The organism is Pseudomonas sp. Irchel s3h9 (assembly GCF_900187475.1).
GTDB classification, from domain to species: Bacteria; Pseudomonadota; Gammaproteobacteria; order Pseudomonadales; family Pseudomonadaceae; genus Aquipseudomonas; species Aquipseudomonas neuropathica.
The window spans coordinates 92,616-119,223 of the sequence record NZ_FYDH01000009.1; the positions used below are offsets into that span (position 1 = coordinate 92,616).

Genomic DNA, 26,608 nt, shown 5'->3' on the forward strand with positions numbered 1-26,608 from the left:
TTTTAATTGCACTTGTTAGTTTGGTGCCATTACTTATTTCAGGTCGGATACCGCACTGCCGGTCGGCGCTCCGCTGGGCTGGAACGCGCTGCCATTGGCAAACACTCGCTCACCCAAAGCCCGCAGGCCGATGACCTGGCGGCTCTGGTCGATGCGGATTTTCATGGGCGTAGCGCCGGGAGCGTTGGGCAGGCTGATCAGGTGCTCACCTTTTTTCAGGCGCAGGCGCACGACTTGGGTGAGGTTGGGCAAGGTGCGCCAAGTGCGCGTGTCGGCATGCTCGAAAGCATCCCAGTGGGTGACGTAGGAGGCTTTGCTCGGATCGCGTCGATTGTCCCTGGCCTGAACATCGGCTGCCAGAAATGCTCGATAGGTTGTGCGCTGAATAATGCCCGGCATGTCGTCACGCAGGGTGCGCAAGGACATGTCGGCAATGCTGTTGACCGCAATCAGCTTTTTTTGACGACCATCGATGCTCAGTTGGTTGAATGAAGGCGTCGAGGTGTCGGGCACCATTATGGGGAACGAGATATTGGCGACGATGACCTGACCGTCCGCGAGCTTCACCGGGTAGGGCACACGCACGGAGCTGCGGGCCGGCGCCAGGCCGCTTTGTACGATGATCAGCACATCGCTTTCATCTGCCTTCAGACCAGGGCTGTCGAGGTCGCGCAGTGCCTGTTGGAAAAACGCCATGTCCGGACGCAGTTCAATTGCCTGACGATAGCCGGGCGCTGCCAGATCTTTCTCGCCCAGTGCTTCGTAGGTGAAGCCGGCGAGATAGTGACTGAATGCACTTTGGTAGCCGTTTTTCAGCGCAATCACCGCAGGCGATTCGAGCATCACCACGGGGTAACCTTGCAGGTCCTTGTAATGCACGCGCGCGCCCTGGGCCTTGGCCGCTGCTTCGACACGCTCGTATTCCAGCTCCCGCTGTCGGGCTATAAGCGCTTCGCGCTCGTGGGTTTTCTTGATGTCGGCACGGGCGCCGTCAAAATCATTCATGGCCAGTTGGTTGAGGGCCATTTGCGTGGTCAGCATGACTTTTTCGTAGTCGTAGCCATCGTAGCGGCGCAGCTTGTCATTGATGATGCTGCCCCAGTGATCGCCCATGGCAGCGAGCAACTTGTCGCCGGTGGTCTGGATCGTGTCCTGGCGCTCGATGATCATCTGCTCGGCGCTGCGCCAGGTTGTCTGGCTCTGCGCAAACTCGCCGCCCGCACTCAGTACGGCGCCCTTTTCGAAATAGTAGAGCAGGTCTTTTTCCGCAGCCGGATTGTTCGCTTCGATCACGGCCAGGGCGCTGTTGATGTTGCCGGCCTTTAACGGGTCGGTGGTCTGTTGCAGTTCCAGATCGTAGTTGCGATATGCACCGCAGCCGCTCAGTTGCACAACGGCGGCGATCAACAGGGGAAAGTGCAAGCGGTGGCGCATGAAAGCGGTTCATCCTTGAGCGGGAAATGCGACAGGTCGCGCAGTATAGGGTGCAATAGTGGCTAAGTGATGTGGCGTTTTTGCAGGCCGATGGCTCGCGTCTTGTGTGGCGTTACGTCGACAAAGCTTGAGGGAAACGCGTTCGAAGTGAACAATATGTAACTTCGCATTTCCATTTGAGACTCATTCATGACTGCCTCGTCCCGTTTTCTGGCTTGGCTGGTGTTCCCGTTGTTTGCCCTGAGCAGCTTTAATCTGCTGGCCGATACCGTGGAAGGCGCGCCGCAAGCGCTGCACCTGCTCGATTACATCAGCGCCGACTACCCGCCGACGGTAGCGGCGGGCAAGGTTGTCGATGATTCCGAATACCGCGAGCAACTGGAGTTCACGCGGGCGCTGCAAGGCTTGATCGCCGGCATGCCGGCCAAGCCTGAAAAGGTTGCGCTGGAGCAGGGTGTCAGCGCTTTGCACGCGGCAATCACTGCCAGGCAGGATGGCGCCGAAGTGGCCCGGCAGGCACGGCAACTGGGCGCGCAACTGGCGGTGGCGTATGAGGTCAGCCAAGCGCCGATCATCACCCCCGATCCCACCCGGGGTGCGCCGCTCTATGCGCAGAATTGCTCGGTGTGCCACGGCGACAGTGGCGCCGGTGACGGTCCGGCGGGCCTCGGCATGACCCCGGCACCGGCCAATCTGCGTGATGCGGCGCGGCTGGATCACCTGAGTCTGTACGCGATCTACAACACCCTCGGCCAAGGCGTCGAAGGCACCGACATGCCGGCGTTTGCCGATCAGCTCGATGATCGGCAGCGTTGGGATCTGGCGACCTACATCGCCGGGTTCAGCGCTGATCCGGCGGCGGCCAAAGCCGAGAAAACCTACAACATCGCCGATCTGGCGCGCCAGACACCGGCCGAAGTGCAGGCCGCCGATGGTCCGCAAGCTGCAGCGACGTTCCGTGCACAACGCGCGCAGCCGCCGCAGGTCAAGCGTGGCCCGGCGCAGTTGCTCGACTACACCGCCGCAACGCTGGACAAGAGCCTTGCCGCCTATCGCGCCGGTGAACACGATCAGGCTTACGACCTGTCGGTGGCGGCGTATCTGGAAGGCTTTGAGCTGGTCGAAAGCTCGCTGGATAACGTTGACGCCAATGTGCGCAAGGACACCGAAAAATCACTGATGGCGTATCGGCAATCGTTGCAGGACGGTTTGTCGGTCGAGCAGGCCGAGCAGCGCCTGGACGCCGCCAAAGCCAAGCTTAAAGAGTCCGCCGGGTTGCTCGGCAGTGACGGTTTGAGCTGGTCGCTGAGCTACATCTCCGGTTTGCTGATTCTGCTGCGTGAAGGTCTGGAAGCGATTCTGGTGCTGGCAGCTATCCTCGCTTTCCTGCGCAATACCGGCCAGCAATCGGCGGTGCGCAGCGTCAACGTCGGTTGGGGCTTGGCGTTGCTGGCCGGCCTCGGCACCTGGGCGCTGGCGGCGTATGTGATCGACGTCAGCGGTTCGCAGCGTGAACTGCTCGAAGGTGCGACGGCGCTGTTCGCCAGTGTCATGGTCTTGTGGCTGGGCGTGTGGATGCACGACCGTCGCCATGCCGCAGCTTGGCAGGATTACATCAAGAGCAGCCTGGTTGGCGGCGGCGGGCGTTTCGGCTTCGCGATCCTCGCGTTCTTCTCGGTGTACCGCGAGCTGTTCGAAGTGATCCTGTTCTACGAAACCCTGTGGTTGCAGGCGGGTCCGGCCGGGCATGACGCCGTGCTCGCCGGTGGCGCGACGGCACTGGTGCTGCTGGTCGGTCTGGCGTGGGTGATTCTGCGCGGTTCGGCGAAACTGCCGTTGACGTTGTTCTTCAGCATCAACGCGGCGCTGCTGTGCGCATTGTCGGTGGTGTTTGCCGGGCATGGCGTGAAGGCGTTGCAGGAAGCCGGGATCTTCGGCACGCGGCCGGTGGCGTTCTTCGAGTTTGATTGGCTGGGGATTCATGCCGATGCGTATTCGTTGACGGCGCAGGCGGTGGCGATTCTGGCGATTGCTGTGTTGTATGGGCGTAGTTGGATGGCGGAAAAGCGGCGGGTAGTCGCCTGAAAAGCATTCGCTGCGCTCACATTCGCGAGCAGGCTCGCTCCCACAGGGTTTACGCGTAACCTGTGGGAGTGACGGTGCGACGATTCGATCTGCTAGCGAATTGTTTTTGGAGATTAGAAAAATGCGTGTATGGATCGATGCCGACGCCTGCCCAAGGGCAGCGAAGGATCTGGTGGTGAAATTCGCCCTCAAGCGCCAGTTCGAAGTAGTGCTGGTGGCCGGGCAGCCGCAGATCAAGCCGGGACTGGCCATCGTCAAACTGATCGTGGTGCCGAGCGGTCCGGATGCGGCAGACGATTATCTGGTCGAACACGCAGTGCCCGGTGAGCTGGTGATTTGCAGCGATATCCCGCTGGCCGATCGTTTGGTGAAGAAGGGCGTCGCGGCGCTGGATCCGCGCGGCAAGGAGTTCGATGCGCAGAACATGGGCGAGCGCCTGGCCGTGCGCAACCTGTTCACTGATCTGCGCGAACAAGGCCAGATGAGCGGCGGACCGGCCCCGTTTGGCGATCGTGAGAAGCAGGCGTTTGCCAATGCGCTGGATCGCATTCTCACGCGCCTGACCCGCAAACCTTAAGCCTTGCACAAATCCCCTTGTAGGAGTGAGCCTGCTCGCGATAGCGGCCGGTCATTCAACAGATATGTTGCCTGATACACCGACATCGCGAGCAGGCTCACTCCTACAGTAGACCGTATCAGGCGTCGCTTTCGTGGGTCAGTTCGAGCACGCGGTCGACCAGTTTGTTGATCCCCGAAGCCGCCTCACTGATGTTCTGTGCCAGCATGTAAGCCGGGGTCGTCACCAGTTTGCGCGCCTTGTCTTCGATGATTTCCGTCACCGCACAGTCTTCGTGGGTGGCGCCCATCTTGTTCATCGCCGTGGCGGTGTCGGCGTCGTTGCCGATGGTGCAGGTTACGCCCGGGCCGTAGATCTTCGCCGCCAGTGCCGGCGAGATGCACATCAGACCGACCGGTTTGCCCGCTTCGGCAAATGCCTCGGCCAGCGCCAGTACTTCCGGCTGCACGCTGCAGCCAGCGCCTTCAACAGCAAAGTTCGACAGGTTCTTCGCCGCACCAAACCCACCCGGCACGATCAGCGCATCGAAGTCATCGACGTCGGCTTCGCGGATGTCCTTGATGTTGCCGCGGGCAATGCGCGCCGATTCCACCAGAACGTTGCGCGACTCGGGCATTTCTTCGCCGGTCAGGTGATTGATCACGTGCAATTGCGCGATGTTCGGGGCGAAGCACTGCACCTGCGCACCGCGTTGGTCGAGGCGCAGCAGGGTGATGACGCTTTCATGGATCTCGGCGCCGTCGTACACGCCACTGCCGGACAGGATCACTGCAACTTTTTTGCTCATGGGTTTCTCTCCAGATTCATGGCGCTAAATGTCCACTAAATTGTCGTGCGTTGCCATAGGCTCAAGGGGTGGTTGCACCTGCGTGGAACGCTTTCTACATGGATCGCAACAACGGCGGGGTGTTCATTATTTGGGGTTGACTGCTGCGTAACGAGGGGGAGATTTTTGGCGTAAGACCGCTGCTGGCGAACTTGGATGCGCCAGAGCAGCGAGGATAAAAGTGACCTGTCTGACTGAAAGGGCCGGCCAGCCCGCTCAGTGCCGGCGGGCTGTAGCAAGTCGCCAGCGAGTTATTCGGCTGGCGTCTTCGGTGCGGCAGGCTTGGGTTCTTCGGCTTGATTCAGCAGTGCAGCTTTCGCGGCTTGCTCGTCGGCGTAAACCTGTTTGGCCAGCCGCGCATTCTTGAAGCGGCGGCGCAGCCACAGGCCAACTCCAAGAATCAGCAGCGCCCCGAGTACCCACAACTCGTACTTCTTGATGCTGCCGAGCATGCCTTCCAGTACCGCACCGAAGTGGTAAGCGGCGGCAGCCAGTGCGGTCGCCCAGATCGCCGCACCGATGCCGTTGAGCAGCAGATAACGTCCCGGCGGATACCCCGACAGACCGATCGCCACCGGCATCACTGTGCGCAGACCGTAAACGAAACGGAAACTCAGTACCCAGATGTCAGGATGCTTACGAATGTGCTCCAGCGCGCGGTCGCCCATCAGCTGCCAGCGCGGTTTGCGCGCGAGTAATTTGCGCCCGTGCTTGCGGCCGAGGAAGTACCACAGCTGATCGCCGGCATAGCTGCCGAAGAACGCCACGACCACCACCAGGTTGATGTCCATGTATCCACGAAACGCGAGGAAGCCCGCGAGCACCAGAATGGTTTCGCCTTCGAAGAACGTGCCGAGGAACAAGGCAAAGTAGCCAAAGTCATGCAGAAATTGTTGGAGCATTGTCTGGGTGCTGGCGAAATGAACGCGCAGCCTAACCCTTCGGACACATTCATGAAAGTGTCCAAATGTGTCTCGACGTGAACAATTCCTACACTGACAATGGAATGCGGCTACATGTCACGGGGCACACATAACTGTCATCTGTTCGTCATAATGGCCGTCTATAACTGTCACGCTCGCCCGTTTGCGCGGGCTCAGGAGTCCGCCGTGAGCTTTACCCCTGCCAATCGTCTGTTCCCTGCCACTCGCCTGCGTCGCAACCGTCGTGATGATTTTTCGCGTCGGCTGGTGCGGGAAAATGTGCTGACAGTCGATGACCTGATCCTGCCGGTGTTCGTGCTCGACGGTGAAAACCGCCGCGAAGCCGTGGCCTCGATGCCTGGGGTAGAGCGGCTGACGATCGATTTGCTGCTCGAAGAAGCGGCCAAGTGGGTGGAACTGGGGATTCCGGCGCTGGCGCTGTTCCCGGTCACTCCGCCCGAGCTGAAATCCCTCGACGCCGCTGAGGCCTGGAATGCCGAAGGCATCGCTCAGCGCGCCACCCGCGCTCTGCGTGAGCGTTTCCCTGAGCTGGGAGTGATCACCGACGTCGCGCTCGATCCATTCACCACCCACGGCCAGGACGGCATTCTCGACGAAGAAGGCTACGTACAGAACGACATCACCGTCGACGCACTGGTCCGTCAGGCGTTGTCCCATGCTGAAGCTGGCGCGCAGGTGGTGGCGCCGTCGGACATGATGGACGGTCGCATTCAGGCAATCCGCGAAGCGCTGGAAATCGCCGGCCACGTCAACGTGCGGATCATGGCTTATTCGGCCAAGTACGCCAGCGCCTATTACGGCCCGTTCCGCGATGCTGTCGGTTCGGCGTCGAACCTCGGCAAGGCCAACAAGGCCTCTTATCAGATGGACCCGGCCAACAGCGACGAAGCGCTGCACGAAGTCGGCGCCGACTTGTCTGAAGGCGCGGACATGGTCATGGTCAAGCCCGGCATGCCGTATCTGGACATTCTTTTCCGGGTAAAAGATGCCTTCAAAGTGCCGACCTTCGTCTATCAGGTTAGCGGCGAATACGCCATGCACATGGCGGCGATCCAGAATGGCTGGTTGAGCGAGGCGGTGATTCTCGAATCACTGACCGCCTTTAAACGTGCCGGCGCTGATGGCATCCTGACTTACTTTGCTGTCCGCGCCGCTCAATTGTTACGAGAGCAGAAATAGCCCTCCCAGGAACATTCAATGAATACCGAAGGACTCACGGAAGTTGCAGTAAAAGAAGCTCAACCGGTGGTCGAGCAAATCACCGAGACCCCGCCGGAGCTGGAGCCTGCGCCACCCGCGCCAGTCGCCGAACCTGTCGCGGCGGCGCCAGTGATTGCCATACCGGGCCTGGATGACAGCAGCCTGTACATCCACCGTGAGCTTTCGCAACTGCAATTCAACATCCGCGTGCTGGAACAGGCGCTGGACGAGTCCTATCCGTTGCTGGAACGCCTGAAGTTCCTGCTGATCTTCTCCAGCAACCTTGACGAATTCTTTGAAATTCGCGTCGCCGGCCTGAAGAAGCAGATTACCTTCGCCCGTGAACAGGCCGGTGCTGACGGCTTGCAGCCGCATCAGGCGCTGGCGCGGATCAGCGAGCTGGTTCACGGTCACGTTGACCGTCAGTACGCGATCCTCAACGACATCCTGTTGCCGGAGCTGGAAAAGCATCAGGTGCGCTTTATTCGTCGCCGCCACTGGACGACCAAGATCAAAACCTGGGTGCGCCGCTATTTCCGCGACGAGATCGCGCCGATCATCACCCCGATCGGCCTCGACCCGACGCACCCGTTCCCGTTGCTGGTGAACAAGAGTCTGAACTTCATCGTCGAGCTCGAAGGCATCGATGCCTTCGGTCGCGATTCCGGTCTGGCGATCATCCCGGCACCGCGTTTGCTGCCACGAATCATCAAGGTGCCGGAAGAAGTCGGCGGCCCGGGTGACAACTATGTGTTCCTGTCGTCGATGATCCACGCCCACGCCGATGACCTGTTCCAGGGCATGAAGGTAAAAGGCTGCTATCAGTTCCGCCTGACCCGAAATGCCGACCTGGCGCTCGATTCCGAAGACGTCGAAGACCTGGCCCGCGCCCTGCGTGGCGAGCTGTTCTCGCGTCGTTACGGTGACGCGGTGCGTCTGGAAGTCGCTGACACCTGCCCGAAACACCTCTCGGACTACCTGCTCAAGCAGTTCAACCTGAGCGAGAGCGAGCTGTATCAGGTCAACGGCCCGGTCAACCTGACGCGGCTGTTCAGCATCACCGGTCTGGACAGTCATCCGGAGCTGCAATACACGCCGTTCACCCCGCAGATCCCGAAACTGCTGCAGAACAGCGAAAACATTTTCAGCGTGGTCAGCAAGCAGGACATCCTGCTGCTGCACCCGTTCGAGTCGTTCACCCCGGTGGTCGACCTCCTGCGTCAGGCGGCGAAAGACCCGCACGTGCTCGCTGTGCGCCAGACGCTGTACCGCTCCGGTGCCAACTCCGAGATCGTCGATGCGCTGGTGGATGCCGCGCGTAACGGCAAGGAAGTGACGGCAGTCATCGAGCTGCGTGCACGGTTCGACGAAGAGTCCAACCTGCAACTGGCCAGCCGTCTGCAAGCGGCCGGTGCGGTGGTGATCTACGGCGTGGTCGGCTTCAAGACCCACGCCAAGATGATGCTGATCCTGCGTCGCGAGGCCGGCGAGATCGTCCGTTACGCGCACCTCGGCACCGGGAACTATCACGCCGGTAACGCCAAGCTCTACACCGACTACAGCCTGCTGACCTCCGACGATGCCTTGTGCGAAGACGTCGGCAAACTGTTCAGCCAGTTGATCGGCATGGGTAAAACCCTGCGCATGAAGAAGCTGCTGCATGCGCCGTTCACCCTGAAGAAGGGCATGCTCGACATGATCACCCGCGAGACGCAATTTGCGCTCGACGGCAAACCGGCGCACATCATCGCCAAGTTCAACTCGCTGACCGATCCGAAGATCATCCGCGCGCTGTACAAGGCCAGCCAGTCCGGCGTGCGCATCGATCTGGTGGTGCGCGGCATGTGCTGCCTGCGTCCGGGCATCGCCGGTGTTTCGCACAACATCCATGTGCGCTCGATCATCGGCCGATTCCTGGAACACACCCGCGTGTTCTACTTCCTCAATGGCGGCGATGAGCAGATGTTCCTCTCCAGCGCCGACTGGATGGAGCGCAACCTCGACAAGCGCGTCGAGACTTGCTTCCCGGTAGAAGGCAAGAAGCTGCTGACCCGGGTGAAGAAAGAGCTGGAGCTGTATTTGACCGACAATACCCACAGCTGGAGTTTGCAGTCGGATGGTCGTTACATCCGCAACACGCCGACCGGCAACCAGAACCCGCGCAGTGCGCAGGCGACGTTGCTGGAGCGGTTGGGTAGCCCGATCTTGCCGGTGAGCAGTTGAGGCCTTGAAGGTCAAAAGCCCCTCACCCTAACCCTCTCCCAGAGGGAGAGGGGACTGACCGGGTTGGATGGGCGAGTTACGCCGACCTGAACTACCGAGTCGAACTCAGGCCTTGAAGCCAACGGAGATCGGCTCCCTCTCCCTCGGGAGAGGGCTGGGGTGAGGGGGAAGGCCCACCTCCAATTTCAAGCCGAACCCAATAAAAAAGGCGATCCCTGTGGATCGCCTTTTTTGTGCCTGCCCGACTCAGTGGACGGTAAGGACGATACCAACCCGCGTCAGCCAATCCGCCTCAAGCCCGAAATCCGCCTGAGTCAGCTGATTCTCATCTAGCCAGTTCTCCGGGAATTCCACATCGAGGGTGTTGCCCTTGGCATGCAGCACCACCTGCGGCATCGCCTGAGTACCGCGAATGTGGTGGAACAGGATCGCAAAGCGCAGCAGCACACAGAGGCGAATCAGCTTGTCGCCGTCGTCGCCGAAATCGGCAAACTTGTCCTTGGGAATGTTGCGGCGATGACCACGCACCAATAGCGCGAGCATCTGTTGGTCTTCGCGGGAGAACCCGGCGAGGTCCGAGTGTTCGATCAGGTAAGCACCGTGTTTGTGGTAGTGATAGTGCGCGATGTCGAGACCGACTTCGTGCACTTTCGCTGCCCAACCGAGGAGTTCGCGCCAGATGCCGTCGTCCAGCTCCCAGTCCACTGCCACCTGGTCAAACGCGTGCAAGGCTTTGCGCTCAACCCGCGCCGCCTGTTCCAGGTCGACGTGGTAACGCTCCATCAGCGAGGTCAGGGTGCGCTCGCGCACGTCTTCATGATGATGACGGCCGAGCAGGTCGTAGAGCACGCCTTCACGCAGAGCGCCGTCGCAGTGGTCCATGCGTTGCAGTTCGAGGGCGTCGAAAATCGCTTCGAGAATCGCCAGACCCGCCGGGAAGATTGTCCGGCGATCAGGCTTGATGCCTTCGAAATCGATCTTGTCGACGTCACCGAGCTTGAACAGGCGGCGCTTGAGCCACGCCAGGCCTTCGGCATTCACTTCGCCAGTGCCGTGACCGCCGGCCTTCAGCGCCAGGCCGATGGCACGGATGGTGCCCGAGGAGCCGATGGCTTCATCCCAGGTCAGGCGATGCAGGGCGTGTTCGATGCTCATGATCTCCAGCCGCGCCGCGGTATACGCCTGGGCGTAGCGGGCCGGGGTGATCTTGCCGTCCTTGAAGTAGCGTTGAGTGAAGCTGACACAGCCCATTTGCAGGCTTTCGCGCAACAATGGCTCAAAGCGCTGGCCAATGATGAATTCGGTACTGCCGCCGCCGATATCGGCGACCAAACGTTTGCCCGGGGTGTCGGCGAGGGTGTGCGACACGCCCAGATAAATCAGGCGCGCTTCTTCACGGCCGGAAATGACTTCCACCGGATGACCTAGGATTTCTTCGGCGCGGTGGATGAATTCGAGGCGGTTGCGCGCTTCACGCAGGGCGTTGGTGCCGACGATGCGCACGGCGCCCAGCGGCATACCGTTGATCAGTTGGGCAAAACGCTTGAGGCAATCGAGGCCGCGTTGCATCGATTCTTCGTTGAGATGGCGCTCATCGTCGATGCCGGCGGCAAGTTGAACCTTCTCGCCGAGGCGTTCGAGAATGCGGATTTCACCGTTCTGGGCCTTGGCCACGACCATGTGAAAGCTGTTCGAGCCCAGGTCGATTGCGGCGATCAGGGACAGATTCTTGGCTTGGGATTGCGGCATGGTCAGGGGGTCTCGGTCGATAACCCCGTCATCGTGCCACGATCAAACGCTGGCGCCAACGCGCATGGTTCAAACCGCCGGAGCGCGCACCCCGAACCTGATCGTTCCCACGCTCTGCGTGGGAATGCCTCACCGGACGCTCTGCGTCCGCTTTTGGGACGCGGAGCGTCCCTGGCTGTATTCCCACGCGGAGCGTGGGAACGATCAGGATGAGGCAGATTCAGGCTGTCGCTTCCACCGTGCCAATAAAGTTCGCCAGCTCTGCCGTCTGCGGATGGGCAAACAACACCTTCGGATCCCCCACCTCATGGACTTTGCCATGATGCATGAACACGAGTTTGTCGCCGACCTCGCGGGCAAAGCGCATTTCATGGGTGACCATGATCAGCGTCATACCTTCCTTGGCCAGTTGTCGCACCACGCTGAGCACTTCATTGACCAGTTCCGGGTCGAGCGCCGAGGTGATTTCATCGCAAAGCAACACTTTTGGCGACATCGCCAGCGCCCGGGCAATCGCTACCCGCTGTTGCTGGCCCCCAGACAACCGATCCGGGAAGGCATCGAACTTTTCCCCGAGCCCCACGCGCTCCAGCATCTCCCTGGCCAGCTCCGCAGCCTTGGCTTTCGGCACTTTCTGTACCACCTGCGGCGCGAGCATGACGTTTTCGCCCACGGTCAGGTGCGGGAACAGGTTGAACTGCTGAAACACCATGCCGACTTTCTGCCGCAGGCTGCGCAGATCGGCGCGGGCGGCATCGAGGTATTCGCCGTCGACTTCGATCACGCCGTCATTGATCGATTCCAGACCATTGAGGGTGCGCAGCAGGGTGGATTTGCCCGAGCCGCTGCGGCCGATGATCGCCACCACTTGGCCTTCTTCGACACTGAGGTCGATGCCTTTGAGCACGTGGTGATCGCCGTAATATTTATGCAGGGCGGAAATTCTAAGCAGAGGCATGCAGTCTCCTTTCCAGGTAGCGCGCACTGAGGGACAAGGGGTAGCAGAGCAGGAAGTAGCCGAGGGCGACGAGGCCGTAGACCATGAACGGTTCAAACGTGGCATTGGCGAGCATGCCGCCGGTCTTGGTCAGTTCGGTGAAGCCGATGATCGAGGTCACGGCGGTGCCCTTGACCACCTGCACCGAGAAACCCACGGTCGGCGCCACAGCGATGCGCAGTGCTTGCGGCAGGATCACGTAGCGCAGTTGTTCCAGCGGATTCAGCGCCAGACTCGCCGAGGCTTCCCACTGGCCATGGGCGATCGACTCGACGCAGCCGCGCCAGATCTCCGCCAGATAAGCGCTGGTAAACAAGGTCAGGGCAATCGCTGCGGCCATCCACGGCGAGATTTCGATCCCGGCCAGCGCCACGCCGAAGAACACCAGAAACAACTGCATCAACAGCGGCGTGCCCTGAAACAGCTCGATCCAGGTGCGGGCGATGCTGCTCGGCACAGAGTTTTTCGAGATGCGCATGACCAGGATCAGCAGCCCGACGATCCCGCCACCAATGAACGCCACCAGCGACAGCGCCAGTGTCCATTGCAGGCCGGTGAGCAGGTTGCGCAGGATGTCCCAAAAGGTGAAATCGCTCATACGCGGCTCCCGCTTCGACTGATATAGCGTCGGCCAATCCAGTTCAGCAACTGGCGAATCAGCAGCGCCATGCACAGGTAGATCAGCGTGGTCAGCGCATAGGTTTCAAAGGCGCGGAAGTTGCGCGACTGAATGAAGTTGGCGGCGAAGCTCAGCTCTTCGGTGGCGATTTGCGAACACACCGCCGAGCCGAGCATGACGATGATGATCTGGCTGCTCAGGGCCGGCCAGACCTTGCCCAGTGCCGGCAGCAGCACCACGTGGCGGAACGCCTCGAAACGCGTCATCGCCAATGCCGCTGCGGCTTCCAGCTGTCCGCGCGGGATTGCCTGAATGCCGGCGCGAATAATTTCCGTCGAATAAGCACCGAGGTTGATCACCATCGCCAGCACCGCCGCTTGCCACTCGGAAATCTGCACGCCCAGCGACGGCAGGCCGAAGAAGATAAAGAACAACTGCACCAGAAACGGCGTGTTGCGGATCAACTCGACGTAGACGCCGAAGATTGCCGAGAACGGGCGGATGTTCCACGCCCGCACCAAAGCCCCGACAACTCCGACACCGACCCCGAGCAGCGCACCGATGGCCGTCAGCTCAAGGGTGAACAGCGCCCCGCGCAGCAACAGGTCGGTGTTTTCCACCACCGGCATGAAATCGAACTGATAAGCCATGAAGGTCTCCCGCGCAGTCGATCAGAGATCGGCCGGCAGCGGCTCTTTCAGCCAGGTCTGCGAGTTCTTTTCCAGTGCGCCGTCAGCCTTGGCGGTGGTCAGGATGTCGTTGACCTTGGCCAGCAGCGCCGCTTCGTTCTTGTTCACGCCAACGTAGACCGGCGAATCCTTGAGCTTCACTTTCAGCGCAGGGACGCGTTTCGGGTTCTTTTCGCTGATCGCGACCATCACCACGTTGCCGCTGGCGATCAGATCAACCTGGCCGGCGAGGTAGGCGGCGATGGTCGAGTTGTTATCTTCGAAGCGCTTGATGGTCACGCCTTCGGGGGCGACCTTGCTCAGTTCGATGTCTTCGATGGCGCCACGGGTGACGCTGATGGTCTTGCCCTTGAGGTCGTCGAGGCTGGCGATGGCTGCATCTGGCGGGCCGAACACGGCGAGGTAGAACGGCGCATAAGCACGGGAGAAGTCGATGACTTTTTCGCGCTCAGGGTTTTTGCCGAGGCTGGAGATCACCAGATCGACTTTGCCGGTGGTCAGGAACGGGATGCGGTTGGTGCTATTCACCGGGGTCAGTTCGAGTTTGACCTTGAGCTGGTCCGCCAGCAGTTTTGCCGTGTCGATATCGAGGCCGCGCGGTTTCATGTCCGGGCCGACCGAGCCGAATGGCGGGAAGTCCTGGGGCACGGCGACTTTCAGCGTGCCGCGTTTGACCACGTCGTCGAGACCGTCGGCGTGCGCGGGGGCCTGGCTGAGCAACAGGCTGGAAAACAGAGCGGCGAGGAGGGCGCTGTAACGCTTGGTCATGGACAATCTCCGGATCGGCGGGAAGTGATTTCTGCGATCGGACAGAGCATGGGCCGTGCCAATACACCGGTTTCGACGCGGCAGACCGCGGTTTCAGCGGCTTTGTTCGGTCTTACTGGTCTGAACAGTCAGGTTGTTTTTCGCACTGCCATGGCGCACCGGTGTGGTTCGCCGAACCCTGCTGGGGCACGACTTGCCGGACTCGGCGAATAGCTTTACAACTAGCCGCACATTGGCCTGGCGCGTCTGAAAAACCATGAACTCGATTTCCCGTGCGGTACCCGAAGTGGCGCTGCAAGCGATCCGCAAACTGATCACTGAGCAGGGTTTCGGTGCGGGCGATGCGTTGCCGTCGCAACGGGACCTGGCGCTGCAACTGGGCGTCAGCCGGGCGTCGTTGCGTGAGGCGTTATCCTCGCTGAGTGCGCTGGGTGTGGTCAGTATTCAGCCGGGCAAAGGCGTGTTCGTGCAGTCGCCCGTAGAGTTGCCGCGTGGCGCGCAGGCACCGGGCTGGCCATTTGCGGCGCAAGCGTCACCGCTGGATATCTTTCAGTTGCGCTATGCGCTGGAAGGCTTCGCCGCAGGGCTGGCGGCGGTCACGTTAAGCACGTTCGATCTGGATGCGCTCGAAGACAACGTTGCGGCCATGCGTGACCAATTGAGGGCTGGTGACTTTGAGGCAGCAGCAAAACTGGACTTCGAATTCCACCGCCGAATCCTCTTGGCCAGCGGCAATCAGGCGATGTTGAGCATCCTCACTGCCAGCGCCGAGATCTTTCTCGAGAGCCAGAAACTACCGTTCATCCGCACCGAGCGCGCCATGGAAACCTGGCAGGAACACCGCAAGATCCTCCGGGCCCTTACACGCCGCGCCTCCGGTGCTGCACAAAAAGCCATGCAGGAACACGTGCGCAACGCCGCCCTGCGTACCGGAATTGCTTTCATTGCCCCCGCCACGACGTGACTTGAGCTATACCCAAACTCATCGAGTGCCATAGCAAGACTCAATCAACTGCGGCTTCCTGAACAGGGGAAGGGCGGCTATGATGGGCCACGTTTTTTTGCTTACAACCTGGAGAATTCCATGAGCAGCGATCTTATCAAACACGTTAGCGACGCTAGCTTCGAAGCCGACGTACTCAAGGCCGAAGGCGCTGTCCTGGTCGATTACTGGGCTGAATGGTGCGGTCCTTGCAAAATGATCGCTCCGGTTCTGGACGAGATTGCCGAGACTTACAAAGGCAAGCTGACCGTTGCCAAACTGAACATCGACGAAAACCAGGAAACCCCGGCCAAGCACGGCGTGCGTGGTATCCCGACCCTGATGCTGTTCAAGAACGGCAACGTTGAAGCGACCAAAGTCGGCGCCCTGTCGAAGTCGCAACTGGCGGCTTTCCTCGACGCCAACATCTAAGCGTCGCTGTAAAGTGCCTGAAAAAAAGCCCCGCAAATTAGCGGGGCTTTTTGCGTATTCAGGGCTAGACGCTCCGAAACTCAGGTGGTACATTCGGCCCCGCACTGGTTTCTCCATTGCCCCCTGCTAGCCGTCGCCGACGCACTCCTTTTCGAATTAGTTCGCGATCCTGTCGCCTTCTCCGCGGCGCGGCCTCATTAAGCCAAAAGCTTAATTTCCCCCCCTCCATAAATGATTACGTCATTCCTATATGAATCTGACTGAACTCAAGCAAAAGCCGATTACCGAACTGCTCGAATTGGCCGAACAGATGGGCATAGAAAATATGGCCCGTTCGCGCAAGCAGGACGTGATTTTCTCCCTGCTGAAAAAGCACGCGAAAAGCGGCGAGGAAATCTCCGGTGATGGCGTGCTGGAGATTCTCCAGGACGGCTTCGGCTTCCTGCGCTCCGCTGACGCTTCCTACCTGGCCGGCCCGGACGATATCTACGTCTCGCCAAGCCAGATCCGCCGTTTCAACTTGCGCACCGGTGACACCATCGTTGGCAAGATCCGCCCTCCGAAGGAAGGCGAGCGGTATTTCGCCCTGCTCAAGGTCGACACGATCAACTTCGATCGTCCCGAGAACGCGAAAAACAAGATTCTCTTCGAGAACCTGACTCCGCTGTTCCCGACCGTGCGCATGAAGATGGAAGCCGGTAACGGCTCCACCGAAGACTTGACCGGTCGTGTCATCGACCTGTGCGCCCCGATCGGCAAAGGCCAGCGTGGTCTGATCGTTGCACCGCCGAAAGCCGGTAAAACGATCATGCTGCAGAACATCGCCGCGAACATCGCCCGTAACAACCCTGAAGTTCACCTGATCGTGCTGCTGATCGACGAACGTCCGGAAGAAGTAACCGAAATGCAGCGCACCGTGCGCGGCGAAGTGGTTGCCTCGACCTTCGACGAGCCGCCGACCCGTCACGTACAGGTAGCCGAAATGGTGATCGAGAAGGCCAAGCGCCTGGTCGAGCACAAGAAAGACGTGGTGATCCTGCTCGACTCCATCACCCGTCTGGCCCGTGCCTACAACACCGTGATCCCGAGCTCCGGCAAGGTATTGACCGGTGGTGTCGATGCCCACGCCCTCGAGAAGCCAAAGCGTTTCTTCGGTGCCGCGCGTAACATCGAAGAAGGCGGCTCGCTGACCATTATCGCCACCGCGCTGGTTGAAACCGGCTCGAAGATGGACGAAGTGATCTACGAAGAGTTCAAGGGTACCGGCAACATGGAACTGCCTCTGGATCGTAAGATCGCCGAGAAGCGTGTGTTCCCGGCCATCAACATCAACCGCTCCGGCACCCGCCGCGAAGAGTTGCTGACCGCCGACGACGAACTGCAGCGTATGTGGATCCTGCGCAAGCTGCTGCACCCGATGGACGAAGTGGCTGCCATCGAGTTCCTGGTCGACAAGCTGAAGACGACCAAGACCAACGACGAGTTCTTCTTGTCGATGAAGCGTAAGTAATACACACGCTGTAAAAAAGAACGCTCCCGAAAGGGGGCGTTTTTTTGCGTACGCGCCGCATAACTTTCGTAACGCGCTACTGTCCTTGTCTGGAGCGGTTTGTACCTACAAGGATAAGAAAGGTTATGCACACGTTTGGCAATCGCCGTGATATCGACGGATTACGGGCGCTGGCGGTTATTCCCGTCGTCCTGTTTCATTTCGGATTCAACACATTCAGCGGCGGCTTTGTCGGCGTTGATGTGTTCTTCGTCATTTCCGGTTTTCTGATCACTTCAATCCTGTTTCGTGAAATCAGCGCGCAGCGCTTCAGCTTCCTCGACTTCTGGGGGCGTCGCGCCCGACGCATCCTGCCGGCGTTGACTGTGGTTGTGGTGGTGACGCTGACATTAGGCTGGCTGTTGCTGACGGCCAAGGACCTTGCCGAACTGGGGCGAACGATTCGTTACCAGTCGCTGTTCATTTCCAACATCCTGTTCATGCGCGAAGACGGCTACTTTGCGCCGGCGTCGGAGCTCAAGCCGCTGCTGCATACCTGGTCGCTGGCGGTAGAAGAGCAGTACTACATCTTCTTCCCGTTGATGATGGTGTTGCTGATGCGCTACGTCCGCCATTGGCGCTGGATGCTGTTCGCTGTCCTGCTGGTGTCGTTCGGCCTGAACATCATCTATATCGAACGCCGGCCGGAATTTGCCTTTTTCTCGTTGCCGACCCGCGCCTGGGAATTGCTCTGCGGGGCCATGCTGGCGGTGATGCCCGTGCCCAAGCATGTCGCGCGGCCGTGGCTGCGGCAGTCTGTTGGCCTGGCCGGTCTGGCGGCGGTGCTGGTGGCGGTGTTCACCTACGACAAGTCCACGGTGTTCCCGGGCTGGGCAGCATTGCTGCCGGTATTGGGCACGACGGCGCTGATCTGGTCGGGTGCACAGGGCCCAACGTGGGCGGGCCGGTTGTTGAGTATCCGGGTTCTGGTGTGGATCGGCTTGCTCTCCTATTCGCTGTATCTGTGGCATTGGCCGGTTTACGTGTATGCCAATGCGATCTCCATCGACGGTATCCAGCCGCTGGAAGCGCTCGGTTGGATGGCCCTGGCATTGGCGCTGGCCTGGCTGAGCCTGCGCTATATCGAACTACCCTTCCGTGAAAAGCGTGTATTCGCCAGCCGTAACTCAGTGTTGATAGGAGGTTTGGTGTCGATCGCCGTGCTGGCGATTACCGGTTCGGCCATTCGTTCGGCAGACGGCGTGCCGCAGCGCCTGACCGGCAAGGCACTGGAATATGCGCAATCGCGCGAGTGGAATGCGGGGCAGTCGAACTGCATGCACTTGAGCACGGACAAGGCACTGACCAAATCCTGCCTTGTGGGCGGTGATCAACATATAACGGCGACGAAAATGTTCTGGGGCGACAGTCACGCCGCCGCGTTGTTGCCAGCCATCGAAGGCAATGCCGGGCGCAACGTGCAGCCGGTGTGGCTGTACAGCTTGACCGGGTGCCCGCCGATCATCGATGACCACTTACGCCCTCAGTGCAAAGACTTCAACCAGCGCAACATGGACCGCGTCAGGAGTCTGGGGATCAAGGACGTGGTGTTGGCGGCGAACTGGAGCCTGTACGTTTATGGTCGTGAAGACGGCGATGGCGATATACAGTTCCTGCTTGATCGCAAGGACAACCCGCGCCAGGCAGAGCAGCGCATGGCTGCCGCCCTCAAGGCGCAAGTGGCCGAGTTGCGTGAAGCGGGTGTGCAAGTCTGGCTGTTCAAGGAAGTGCCACTGCAACACAAGAGCTTCATCGACCGTCTGACCAGTCTGGCGCGCATCGGCCGTTCGGCAGAAGGTCTCGGTCGCCCGCTCAACGAACATTTGGCTCGCCAGCAGTTTTTCACTTCGTTGTTCGGCTCGATGAGCGCCGCTGATTCCGGCATTCATGTCATCGATCCGACGCCGCTGATGTGCAAGGACGGCTTGTGCGCCATCGATGTCGATGGCCACTCGCAATACAAGGATGCCGATCATCTTTCGGACGTTGGCAGCGCCAGACTGAGCCCGTTGTTTGCGCCATTGATGCTGGGCACCAGCGACAATTGATTGATGCCAGGCTCTGACGGGCTGCTGTTTGCCCGTCAGAGCAGGTAGGATGTACGCCTATTTTGAGGGTGCCATCGTCAATGAAATTCAAGGATCTTCGGGATTTCGTGCAGCAGCTTGAGCAGCGCGGAGAGTTGAAACGCATCCAGATTCCCGTCTCGCCGGTGCTGGAAATGACCGAGGTGTGCGATCGCACGCTGCGGGCCAAGGGCCCGGCGTTGCTGTTCGAGAAACCCACCGGCTACGACATCCCGGTGCTCGGCAACCTGTTCGGCACGCCTGAACGGGTGGCGATGGGCATGGGCGCCGAATCGGTCAGCGAGCTGCGCGAAATCGGCAAGCTGCTAGCGTTCCTCAAGGAGCCGGAGCCACCGAAGGGCTTGAAAGACGCATGGTCGAAACTGCCGATCTTCCGCAAGATCATCTCGATGGCGCCGAAAGTCGTCAAAGACGCGGTGTGCCAGGAAGTGGTCATCGAAGGCGACGACGTCGATCTGGCCATGCTGCCGGTGCAGACCTGCTGGCCCGGCGACGTCGGCCCGCTGATCACCTGGGGTCTGACCGTCACCAAAGGCCCGAACAAGGATCGCCAGAACCTCGGTATCTACCGTCAGCAAGTGATTGGCCGCAACAAGGTGATCATGCGCTGGCTCAGCCACCGTGGCGGCGCTCTCGACTTCCGCGAGTGGTGCGAGAAGCATCCGGGCCAGCCGTTCCCGGTGTCCGTCGCCCTGGGTGCGGATCCGGCGACCATTCTCGGCGCCGTGACGCCAGTGCCGGACAGCCTGTCCGAATACGCTTTCGCCGGGCTCTTGCGCGGTAACCGCACCGAACTGGTCAAGTGCCGTGGTAACGACCTGCAAGTGCCGGCCACCGCCGAAATCATCCTCGAAGGCGTAATCCACCCGGGCGAGATGGCTGACGAAGGTCCTTACGGCGATCACACCGGTTACTACAACGAAGTCGACAGCTTCCCGGTGTTCACCGTCGAGCGCATCACCCACCGGATCAAACCGATCTACCACAGCACCTACACCGGTCGTCCGCCAGATGAGCCGGCGATCCTCGGCGTTGCGTTGAACGAAGTGTTCGTGCCGATCCTGCAGAAGCAGTTCCCGGAGATCACCGACTTCTACCTGCCGCCGGAAGGCTGTTCGTACCGCATGGCTGTGGTGACGATGAAGAAGTCGTATCCGGGGCACGCCAAGCGCGTGATGCTCGGTGTCTGGTCGTTTTTGCGACAGTTTATGTACACCAAGTTCGTTATCGTCACTGACGACGATATCAACGCCCGTGACTGGAACGACGTGATCTGGGCCATCACCACGCGTATGGACCCCAAGCGCGACACGGTGATGATCGATAACACGCCGATCGACTACCTCGACTTCGCCTCGCCGATCTCCGGCCTGGGTTCGAAAATGGGCCTCGATGCCACCCACAAGTGGCCGGGCGAAACCACTCGCGAGTGGGGCCGTGTGATCGTCAAGGACGACGCCGTCACCCAACGGATCGATGCCATCTGGAATCAGTTAGGAATAGATTGATGCGTGTAACCCTGCAGCCCTCCGGAGCAGTGCTTGAGATACAGCCCGGTGAGCGGATTCTCGACGGCGCGCGGCGTCTGGGCTACGAATGCCCGCAAAGCTGCCGCAACGGTAATTGTCATGTGTGTGCGGCGTTGCTGGTTGAAGGCCGCGTCGCGCAGGATGGCAAAGTGCACGACCACGGCGAGTTCTACACTTGCATAGCCGAGCCGCTGGAAGACTGCATCCTGCTGTGGGATGGCGTGCTCGCGCTGGGAGAACTGCCGGTGCGCAGCCTGTCATGTCAGGTCATCGAATGCCGCGACGTGGGTGGCGACACCTGGCGTGTGCGGCTGCGCGCTCCGGCGGGCAAGCCACCGCGTTATCACGCCGGGCAGTATTTGATGATCGAGCGCGAGAACGGTGAGAAGTCAGCGTTCTCCATGGCCTCGGCACCGCACGGCGGGCGTGATCTTGAAATCCACGTGCTGGCGCGCGAAGCCAGTGCACTGAGCCTGATCGAACAGCTGCAACGCAACGCGATGGTGCGGGTCGAGTTGCCGTTCGGCGATACGCATCTGGCCGAGCTGCCCGACGGGCCGCTGGTGTTGGTTGCCGCCGGCACCGGCATGGGCCAGATTCACGCCCTGATCGAACACTGCCGCGCTAAAGGCTTCAAACACCCGGTGCATCTGTACTGGGGCGTGCGCCGTCCGGAAGATTTCTATGAGATCGAACATTGGGACGAGTGGCTGAAATTACCCAATCTGTTCCTGCATAAAGTCGTCAGCGATCAATGCGGTTGGGAAGGGCGCTGCGGCATGCTGCACGAGGCAGTCTGTGAAGATTTCCCAGATCTGAAACCGCTGCACGTCTACGCCAGCGGCTCGCCGGCCATGGTCTACGGCACTCTGGACGCACTGGTTGAAGCGGGCATGGACGCCCATCAAATGCGCGCCGACGTGTTCGCTTACGCCCCCCGCTCCTGATTCGTTATAACTCGCTATATAGCCGATCGGTATTTATGTAATCGCATAAATACCGCTAGGTTATATATCAATCAGGCAATCAATTAAGAACTGTGCCATGGCACTCAAATTGCCTTAAAACATATGTGCCTTATTGTTACAGCGGTGCGTTCTATTAAGTAATTCTTCACCCGCGGGGAGCTGAACGCTATTCGCCATGAGCGCCATTGAAAACGCTTTTCTGAATTTGAATTACCCTCCGCGGCTCGATCTTGGGCCGCAGCTGACGCACGAACAACTTCTCGCTTCCATGCAATCAACCATGGCGCGCCACAAGGGCGGGCCGGTGTGGCTGTTCGCGTATGGCTCACTGATCTGGCGGCCTGAATGCTCGGCGGTGGAGCGGGTGCGCGGACGCGTGCATGGTTACCATCGCGGTTTGTACCTGTGGTCGCACGAGCATCGCGGCACGCCGGAAATGCCCGGCCTGGTGTTTGGTCTGGATCGCGGCGGTTCGTGCAGTGGCTTCGCCTATCGCTTGCCGGAAGATAATCTCGACGCGGCGCTGTACGCCTTGTGGAAACGCGAGATGCCAGTGCCTTCCTACCGGCCACACTGGCTCAACTGCCGGCTCGAAGATGGCAGTCAGGTTCAGGCGTTGGGATTCGTTTTGGAGCGACACCTGCCCAGCTATGCCGGCAACTTGCCGGATCACGTGCTGAGCCAGGTGTTCGCAAGCGCTTGCGGGCGTTACGGCACCACTCGCGATTATGTCGAGCAGACCGCCCACGCCCTGCGCAGCCACGCCATGCCAGACCGTAATCTGGAGGCGCGGCTCAAGCGCTGTAAATCACAAAGCGATCAAGCGACTGCTTCACGGCTCTGACTGGCGACTTGCTTGTGCCATAGCGTCGGGGCCAGGAAGGCCATCGCCAGCAGGCAAGCGCCCACCAGCAGGACGAAACCGCCGTCCCAGCCAAAATGGTCAACGGTGTAGCCCATCGCCGCACTGGCCGCGACCGAACCACCCAGATAGCCGAACAGGCCGGTGAAACCCGCAGCCGTGCCGGCGGCTTTCTTCGGCGCCAGTTCCAGCGCCTGCAGACCGATCAACATCACCGGGCCGTAGATCAGGAAGCCGATCGAAAACAGCGCGATCATGTCGACGGTCGGGTTACCGGCCGGGTTCAGCCAGTAAACCAGGGTCGCCACGGTCACCAGCGCCATGAACACCATACCGGTCAGGCCACGGTTGCCACGGAAGATCTTGTCCGACATCCAGCCGCACAGCAGCGTGCCCGGAATGCCCGCCCACTCGTAGAAGAAATAGGCCCACGAGGTTTTATCCACGGTGAAACCCTTGGCTTCTTTCAGGTAGGTCGGCGCCCAGTCCAGTACGCCGTAGCGCAGCAGGTAAACGAAGACGTTAGCCATGGCGATGTACCAGAGCATTTTGTTGCGCAGCACGTATTTGACGAAGATTTCCTTGGCACTGAATTCGTCTTCGTGGCTGGCGTCGTACCCTTCCGGGTAATCGTTCTTGTACTTCTCGATGGGCGGCAGGCCGACCGATTGCGGGGTGTCGCGCATGGTGATGAAGGCAAATACCGCCACGCCCAGCGCCACTGCTGCCGGTACGTAAAACGCCGCGTGCCAGTCGTTGAACAAGCCCATGCCGAGCAGGAACAGCGGGCCGATCAGGCCGCCGCCAACGTTATGCGCCACGTTCCACACGGATACCACGCCACCGCGTTCCTTCTGCGACCACCAGTGCACCATGGTCCGGCCACTTGGCGGCCAGCCCATGCCCTGGGCCCAGCCGTTGATGAACAGCAGGATGAACATCATGGTCACGCTGGACGTTGCCCAAGGCGCGAAACCGAAAATGAACATCACCCCAGCCGAGACCAGCAGGCCGAACGGCAGGAAGTAGCGCGGGTTGGAACGGTCGGACACCAGGCCCATGAGGAATTTCGACAGGCCGTAGGCGATGGCAATCGCCGACATCGCCAGGCCCAGATCGCCACGGCTGTAGCCTTCGTCGATCAGGTACGGCATGGCCAGCGAGAAGTTTTTGCGCAGCAGGTAGTAACCCGCGTAGCCAAAGAAGATACCGGCGAAGATCTGCCAGCGCAGGCGTCGGTACGTGCTGTCTATTTTTTCTTCAGGCAATGGAGCCTGATGTGCGGCAGGACGAAAGAAAGCAAACATTCAAGAGCTCCAGATTTCTTGTTTTGACTGCGGATGCGAATGTTACAGTTTCGTTACCGAAAATAGCACCGGTTCGCATCGAGCAAATAGCGGAAAATGTTGGAAGTCGCGCGTTCCTTTACGAACCTGTCGCTCAGCTGTAAGAACAGGGCGTTTTTGTCGCGCCTGGAATGTTGTGTCTTAGACTCGCGATCTATGGATCGACTGATTTCGCGAGATAAACGATGACCCCGAAAGTTCGCAGGCTATTGCCCAGACTGTTGATGGTCGCAGTGGTGACTGTTTCAGTGTTGGCACTGAGCTTCGCCCAAGGTTCTGCGGCGCCAGGCCTGCGCAATGTCACCGTGTTGATCGTTCGTCATGCGGAAAAGCCTGATGTAGGCCGTGAACTGAATGCCCGGGGCGAACAACGCGCTGCGGCTTATGCCGACTATTTCACGCCGTTGAAACTGGATGGCCAGGCGCTCACCCCTCAGCGTCTGATCGCTACCGCCGACAGCCCGGAAAGTATGCGGCCACGGCAGACACTGATCCCGCTGTCCCAGCGCCTGCAACTGCCCATCGAACAGCCCTGCGCCAATAACCAGGTCGACGAGCTGGTCACTCGGCTGCGCAAGCACAATCAGGCAAAAACCGTGCTGATTGCCTGGCACCATGGGCACATCAATAAGCTGATTGCCGCTTTCGGCGGCGATGGCCCGGCGCTTATCGGCCAGCCGAAATGGCCAGTGGATGTGTATGACTGGCTGATTGTTCTGCGCTTCGATGACAAGGGGCAGTTGGTCCAATCTCGTAGTCGGAAGGTTCAGGAACAGTTGATGCCCGGTGACGTTACAGGCGCAAACGGCAGCTAAACATCCGTCGGAAAAATTACCTGCGACTATTCGCGCAGCGGATTTTCCCGGTTTCCCGAGGGGATCAGGGAAACGTCCTGCATGCAGCGGCGAAGGTGCGCCATTCAGTTAAAAGTCACTGCTCAGTAACCTTTGTGTTGTTGCCGGAGGGGGCAACTCACTAGGGAGGGGCAGGATCATGCGCTGGATTTTTGCTGGGCTTTTGTTGGTAATCGGCGGTTCTGCGCTGGCCTCAGAAGTGTTTTTGATACCGGAAAACAATCCCCAGCCGATTTACCCGCTGGAGCTGCAAAGGGCGGGTGTAACGGGCGAGGTGAAGGTTAGTTTCATTGCCAGTGCGGATGGTTCAGTCAGCGAAATCAGCATTCGAGAGAGCACTCACCCTGACTTTTCCGATGCGGTTCGAGACGCTATAGCGCAGTGGCGTTTCAAGCCTTGGACGGTTGAAGGGAATAAACCTGAACAGCAGGAAATCATCGCGCCAATGATTTTCAGGCTCGATCTGGATCTGCCCATTCACGTCAATCAGCAACTGAAAGCCTTGCGATGCCGTACGGTTAACGAGAACCTCGCCAACATTGCAGAGTACTCATGGATCGATTCGGCGGTATTTGCTCAAACCCGCGCCTATCTCTCGAACGTCTTCCATAAAACTCAGCTACCGGACGCACAACGTCTGGCGATGATTGCCAAGATGAATCGGCAGGTTGAAAAGATCGTCAGGGCTTGTCGGCAGAGTCCGACGCGTAAATTCATAAGCCTGTTACCAGCGGAGATTCGTGAGTTGCTTTGATAACACAGGCCAGAACGACCGAACCGGGCATTCTGGCCTGCATCGAAAGATTACTCAGCGCACTTGCACTACAACCTTGCCCACGGCCTTGCGCTGGCCAAGATCATTGATCGCCTGCGCCGCATTGCTTAGCGGATACACCTGCGATACCAGCGGTTTCAACTTGCCCTCGGCAAACCAGCCGAACAACTGCTGGAAGTTCGCCGCGTTGTCCTGCGGCTGGCGCTGGGCGAAGGAACCCCAGAATACTCCGAGTACCGCCGCGCCTTTGAGCAGGGCGAGGTTTACCGGCAGTTCCGGAATGCGCCCGCTGGCGAAGCCCACCACCAGCAGGCGACCATTCCAGGCGATGGCGCGGATGGCTTGGTCGAACAGATCACCGCCGACCGGGTCGTAAATCACGTCGGCGCCCTGGCCGTCGGTGAGGCGTTTGATTTCGTCCTTGAGGCTGGTTTCGCTGTAGTTGATCAGCTCATCGGCGCCGGCAGCCTTGGCCACGGCGAGCTTCTCCGCGCTGCTGGCGGCAGCAATGACGCGGGCGCCCATGGCTTTGCCGATTTCCACCGCCGCCAGGCCGACGCCGCCGGATGCACCGAGTACCAGCAGGGTTTCCCCCGCTTGCAGGTTGGCGCGTTGCTTGAGGGCGTGCATCGAGGTGCCGTAAGTCATGCTGAACGCGGCGGCGGTGTTGAAGTCCATCGACGGCGGAATCGGCAGCACGTTGTAGCCCGGCACCGCGACCTGTTCAGCGAAGCTGCCCCAACCGGTCAGGGCCATGACCCGGTCGCCGACCTTGAGGTGGCTGATCTTTTCCCCGACCTCCGTGACCACGCCAGCCGCTTCACCACCCGGCGAGAACGGGAAGGGTGGCTTGAACTGGTACTTGCCCTCGATGATCAGCGTGTCCGGGAAGTTGACCCCGGCGGCGTGCACCTCCAGGAGGATTTCGTTCTTCTTCGCGACAGGGCTGGCGACGTCTTCCAGCACCAGCGATTCGGCAGGGCCGAAGGCTTTGCACAGCACGGCTTTCATCAGGGCTATTCCTTTGGGAGTGATGGCCGATAAGTGTAGGTGTGTCAGTCAACGGGTCAACGAGCATGCCCGGCCCTGATAGTCAGCCATAAGCTTGTGCTT

The 26,608-nt window shown here is 59.9% G+C and carries 23 protein-coding genes; 13 read left to right on the forward strand and 10 right to left on the reverse strand.

What is annotated here, in order from left to right; all coding sequences use genetic code 11:
* Positions 1-33: 33 nt before the first annotated feature.
* Positions 34-1,434 carry a COG3014 family protein gene (locus tag CKW26_RS16405; protein WP_095049370.1) on the reverse strand — a complete coding sequence of 467 codons (1,401 nt, stop codon included), beginning with the start codon at positions 1,432-1,434 and terminating at the stop codon, positions 34-36.
* Between the two features lie 189 nt (positions 1,435-1,623).
* Between CKW26_RS16405 and CKW26_RS16410 the strand changes: the two genes are divergently transcribed.
* Together CKW26_RS16410 and CKW26_RS16415 are read left to right on the forward strand one after the other, a co-directional pair.
* On the forward strand, positions 1,624-3,519 hold the full coding sequence (locus CKW26_RS16410; RefSeq protein ID WP_095049371.1) for an FTR1 family protein: 1,896 nt from the start codon (positions 1,624-1,626) through the stop codon (positions 3,517-3,519).
* Positions 3,520-3,640: 121 nt separating this feature from the next.
* A complete protein-coding gene (locus CKW26_RS16415; protein WP_007911138.1) occupies positions 3,641-4,096 on the forward strand; it encodes a YaiI/YqxD family protein in 456 nt (151 codons plus the stop codon).
* Between the two features lie 118 nt (positions 4,097-4,214).
* Here the strand turns inward: CKW26_RS16415 and elbB are convergent, their stop codons facing one another.
* Together elbB and CKW26_RS16425 are read right to left on the reverse strand one after the other, a co-directional pair.
* Positions 4,215-4,883 carry an isoprenoid biosynthesis glyoxalase ElbB gene (gene elbB, locus CKW26_RS16420; protein WP_095049372.1) on the reverse strand — a complete coding sequence of 223 codons (669 nt, stop codon included), beginning with the start codon at positions 4,881-4,883 and terminating at the stop codon, positions 4,215-4,217.
* Between the two features lie 290 nt (positions 4,884-5,173).
* Positions 5,174-5,824 (reverse strand): DedA family protein, encoded by a 651-nt coding sequence (locus tag CKW26_RS16425; RefSeq protein ID WP_095049373.1) that lies wholly within the window; start codon positions 5,822-5,824, stop codon positions 5,174-5,176.
* A gap of 207 nt (positions 5,825-6,031) precedes the next feature.
* Between CKW26_RS16425 and hemB the strand changes: the two genes are divergently transcribed.
* Together hemB and ppk1 are read left to right on the forward strand one after the other, a co-directional pair.
* On the forward strand, positions 6,032-7,045 hold the full coding sequence (gene hemB / locus CKW26_RS16430; protein WP_095049374.1) for a porphobilinogen synthase: 1,014 nt from the start codon (positions 6,032-6,034) through the stop codon (positions 7,043-7,045).
* Positions 7,046-7,063: 18 nt separating this feature from the next.
* Positions 7,064-9,289, forward strand: a complete 2,226-nt coding sequence (ppk1, locus tag CKW26_RS16435) for a polyphosphate kinase 1 (protein WP_093429741.1) — start codon at positions 7,064-7,066, stop codon at positions 9,287-9,289.
* Between the two features lie 246 nt (positions 9,290-9,535).
* Here the strand turns inward: ppk1 and ppx are convergent, their stop codons facing one another.
* The 5 genes from ppx to CKW26_RS16460 all read right to left on the reverse strand — a co-directional run bounded on the left by ppx (position 9,536) and on the right by CKW26_RS16460 (position 14,111).
* Positions 9,536-11,038 carry an exopolyphosphatase gene (gene ppx / locus CKW26_RS16440; RefSeq protein WP_093429742.1) on the reverse strand — a complete coding sequence of 501 codons (1,503 nt, stop codon included), beginning with the start codon at positions 11,036-11,038 and terminating at the stop codon, positions 9,536-9,538.
* Positions 11,039-11,258: 220 nt separating this feature from the next.
* On the reverse strand, positions 11,259-11,996 hold the full coding sequence (locus CKW26_RS16445) for an amino acid ABC transporter ATP-binding protein (protein WP_095049375.1): 738 nt from the start codon (positions 11,994-11,996) through the stop codon (positions 11,259-11,261).
* Complete coding sequence (locus CKW26_RS16450) at positions 11,983-12,633, reverse strand: amino acid ABC transporter permease (protein ID WP_095049376.1); 651 nt, start codon at positions 12,631-12,633, stop codon at positions 11,983-11,985. The genes CKW26_RS16445 and CKW26_RS16450 overlap by 14 nt, the downstream gene beginning before the upstream one ends.
* A complete protein-coding gene (locus tag CKW26_RS16455) occupies positions 12,630-13,304 on the reverse strand; it encodes an amino acid ABC transporter permease (RefSeq protein WP_093429744.1) in 675 nt (224 codons plus the stop codon). The genes CKW26_RS16450 and CKW26_RS16455 overlap by 4 nt, the downstream gene beginning before the upstream one ends.
* Before the next feature lie 21 nt (positions 13,305-13,325).
* Positions 13,326-14,111, reverse strand: a complete 786-nt coding sequence (locus tag CKW26_RS16460; RefSeq protein ID WP_095049377.1) for a transporter substrate-binding domain-containing protein — start codon at positions 14,109-14,111, stop codon at positions 13,326-13,328.
* Between the two features lie 256 nt (positions 14,112-14,367).
* On the opposite strand from CKW26_RS16460, the gene CKW26_RS16465 reads away from it, so the two are divergent.
* The 7 genes from CKW26_RS16465 to CKW26_RS16495 all read left to right on the forward strand — a co-directional run bounded on the left by CKW26_RS16465 (position 14,368) and on the right by CKW26_RS16495 (position 22,502).
* Positions 14,368-15,075 (forward strand): FadR/GntR family transcriptional regulator, encoded by a 708-nt coding sequence (locus CKW26_RS16465; protein ID WP_095049378.1) that lies wholly within the window; start codon positions 14,368-14,370, stop codon positions 15,073-15,075.
* Between the two features lie 120 nt (positions 15,076-15,195).
* Positions 15,196-15,525: a thioredoxin TrxA gene (gene trxA, locus CKW26_RS16470; protein ID WP_003206727.1), complete on the forward strand. Its 330-nt coding sequence runs from the start codon at positions 15,196-15,198 to the stop codon at positions 15,523-15,525.
* A gap of 250 nt (positions 15,526-15,775) precedes the next feature.
* Positions 15,776-17,035, forward strand: coding sequence for a transcription termination factor Rho (gene rho, locus CKW26_RS16475; protein ID WP_003229334.1), 1,260 nt, complete (start codon positions 15,776-15,778; stop codon positions 17,033-17,035).
* A 125-nt stretch (positions 17,036-17,160) separates the two neighbouring features.
* Entirely contained in the window at positions 17,161-19,122 is a 1,962-nt protein-coding gene (locus CKW26_RS16480) for an acyltransferase family protein (protein WP_095049379.1), read from the forward strand.
* 80 nt (positions 19,123-19,202) lie between these two features.
* Positions 19,203-20,669: a 4-hydroxy-3-polyprenylbenzoate decarboxylase gene (ubiD, locus tag CKW26_RS16485; protein ID WP_095049380.1), complete on the forward strand. Its 1,467-nt coding sequence runs from the start codon at positions 19,203-19,205 to the stop codon at positions 20,667-20,669.
* Positions 20,669-21,637 (forward strand): CDP-6-deoxy-delta-3,4-glucoseen reductase, encoded by a 969-nt coding sequence (locus CKW26_RS16490; RefSeq protein WP_095049381.1) that lies wholly within the window; start codon positions 20,669-20,671, stop codon positions 21,635-21,637. The genes ubiD and CKW26_RS16490 overlap by 1 nt, the downstream gene beginning before the upstream one ends.
* 196 nt (positions 21,638-21,833) lie before the next feature.
* Positions 21,834-22,502 carry a gamma-glutamylcyclotransferase gene (locus tag CKW26_RS16495; RefSeq protein WP_095049382.1) on the forward strand — a complete coding sequence of 223 codons (669 nt, stop codon included), beginning with the start codon at positions 21,834-21,836 and terminating at the stop codon, positions 22,500-22,502.
* Here the strand turns inward: CKW26_RS16495 and glpT are convergent.
* Complete coding sequence (gene glpT / locus CKW26_RS16500) at positions 22,478-23,827, reverse strand: glycerol-3-phosphate transporter (protein WP_016985912.1); 1,350 nt, start codon at positions 23,825-23,827, stop codon at positions 22,478-22,480. The two genes, CKW26_RS16495 and glpT, sit on opposite strands and share 25 nt — an antisense overlap.
* A gap of 224 nt (positions 23,828-24,051) precedes the next feature.
* Between glpT and CKW26_RS16505 the strand changes: the two genes are divergently transcribed.
* Entirely contained in the window at positions 24,052-24,681 is a 630-nt protein-coding gene (locus tag CKW26_RS16505; RefSeq protein ID WP_095049383.1) for a flagellar basal body-associated protein FliL, read from the forward strand.
* Between the two features lie 178 nt (positions 24,682-24,859).
* Complete coding sequence (locus CKW26_RS16510; protein ID WP_095049384.1) at positions 24,860-25,474, forward strand: energy transducer TonB; 615 nt, start codon at positions 24,860-24,862, stop codon at positions 25,472-25,474.
* Between the two features lie 54 nt (positions 25,475-25,528).
* Here the strand turns inward: CKW26_RS16510 and CKW26_RS16515 are convergent, their stop codons facing one another.
* Positions 25,529-26,506, reverse strand: coding sequence for an NADPH:quinone oxidoreductase family protein (locus CKW26_RS16515; RefSeq protein WP_095049385.1), 978 nt, complete (start codon positions 26,504-26,506; stop codon positions 25,529-25,531).
* Between the last annotated feature and the right edge of the window lie 102 nt (positions 26,507-26,608).